The following is a 1,858-nucleotide window of genomic DNA, read 5'->3' as shown; positions in this document are numbered from 1 at the left end:
GACGACGCCGGGGCGGATGCAGTCGCCCGAGTCCGCCGACGGGGACGTTGATGTCATCCGCTGATGCCAGAAGCCCCCCGGGATGATCCCGGGGGGCTTCTGATCTGTGTGCACTCGGCAGGATTCGAACCTGCAACCTTCTGATCCGTAGGATCGGGCAGCTCGTTGGGAGGGTGGCTCGCCTCCTCCTGGAGTGATCGCCGACGGTGGTGATCATCGGCCTCTGTGTGCCGTCGTTGCCATCAAGGTTGCCGTCACCTACGGATCGCTGGCGGCTGCGCTGCCGTGCCGGCAGAGGATTCCGCAGAACCTCTGGCCACGGATATTCTCCGGCGATGTCGAATCAGTCAGTGTCAGCAGGAGTCGCTGTCGCCAGTGTGATGGCGCACTGTGGGGGAAGCCCGGTCGGTGCAGTCGAGTTCCTGGTAGGGGCGATAGCCTCCGCGCCGGCAGCTCCGGAGCCGTACGCGGCTCTCGCCGAGTTGTGGCAGGACCGGCGCTCGGAACTGAAGGAGGGTCTCGAAGGGGACGGCTCCTTGAGCGCTGTGCTGGCGCAGGCGTACTTCCTGTTCCTCGACGGGGACATGGACGACGCAGTGATGGCCCTTGGCTCGGTCACGGGGGCCAGACCCGATGTGGCATGGGGCCGCGGCCCGTGGTTCGGCGATGCGCGCTTCATCGGCGCGGTGAGTGCTGAGGCGCTGGCCGAGGCGTGCTTGCGGACACTGGACTACGGCCACAACCTGGACACTGCCGAGATGCGCGATCGGTTCACGCCCTGGTTTCATGCCATCGACGTGGTGTCCGAACGGAGTCCCCTGCCGGAGTCGCTGGCCGCCATGTCCCGACTGCCCCGCGCCTGCGGCCGCTACGAGCTGGCCTTCGCCCTGTGCGACCGCGCCGATGCCGTCGATCGGGTCATGTGGACCGAGGTCGCACGAGCGAACACCTGGCGCGCAATGGGCGACCTGGACCAGACTGCGGCAGCCTTCGAAAAGGCCCTGGCGCTGGATGTCACCAACTGGTCCCTCTACCTCGACCTTGCCGATGTGCGTGCCATGCAGGGCAACTTCGCCGCAGCAGTGGCCCTCGTCGAACAGGGTCTGCAGCATGAACCTCACGAGTCCTCCCTGCGTGTGGCGGGTGCCGCATATCGCACGCGCCTGTCCGGCTCGTCAGACGACCTGCGGGCACTGATCGCCCTGGCACCCGAGCTCGCGAACACTTCTTACCGGGATCTGCTGATCGACTACGCGTGCGCGGGGCCGGGGCTGCCCAGGAGACTCGTGGCCAAGGCGCGCCGCATCAGCGCGAACTGAACAGAACACACCATCACCTGCCAGTGCTGCGCGCAGGGCAAGGACAAGAAGCAGCCGGAGCACAAGCGGCGCTGCTGCGCCCTCGGCAAGTGCTGCAAGAAGCTCCCCTCGGACCGGTCCGTGCGCTTCCTGCTGGTGATCATGCGTGCCGCTCCTCCACGAGCAGGGCGCCGACGCCCGCATGATCATGGAAGTCCTCGGCCACAGCTCGATCAGGGTGACCATGGACATCTACACGTTCGTACGGCTGGACTCGCAGCGCTCGGCGTTCGACCGTGTCGGGGATGCCCTGAGGGGTGACGGCAGTGACCCGGATGATGACGACGGTGCGGCCGGTGTTCCGGTAGCGGTCTGATTCGCTCCTGGAGGCGGTTGCCGTCAAACACTGCCGTCAACGCAAAAGCCAGAGGCCCTGAGGATTGCTCCTCAGGGCCTCTGGTCTGCTGTGCACTCGGCAGGATTCGAACCTGCAACCTTCTGATCCGTAGTCAGATGCTCTATCCGTTAAGCTACGAGTGCTTGTGCTTCCCGGGCTTTTC

Annotated in this window: 2 protein-coding genes and 1 tRNA gene; 2 read left to right on the top strand and 1 reads right to left on the bottom strand. The window is 65.8% G+C overall.

The features are described 5' to 3' along the window. Nucleotides 1–335 precede the first annotated feature (335 nt). Nucleotides 336–1,319: a tetratricopeptide repeat protein gene (locus tag AC067Z_RS38880; protein WP_478794356.1), complete on the top strand. Its 984-nt coding sequence runs from the start codon at nucleotides 336–338 to the stop codon at nucleotides 1,317–1,319. 145 nt (nucleotides 1,320–1,464) lie between these two features. Next, a complete protein-coding gene (locus AC067Z_RS38875) occupies nucleotides 1,465–1,674 on the top strand; it encodes a hypothetical protein (protein WP_478794355.1) in 210 nt (69 codons plus the stop codon). Nucleotides 1,675–1,765: 91 nt separating this feature from the next. Here the strand turns inward: AC067Z_RS38875 and AC067Z_RS38870 are convergent. After that, nucleotides 1,766–1,838, bottom strand: a tRNA-Arg gene (locus AC067Z_RS38870). Nucleotides 1,839–1,858 lie beyond the last annotated feature (20 nt).

This window comes from Streptomyces sp. NPDC043812 (assembly GCF_056436245.1).
This window is presented reverse-complemented; position numbering and strand designations above follow the sequence as displayed.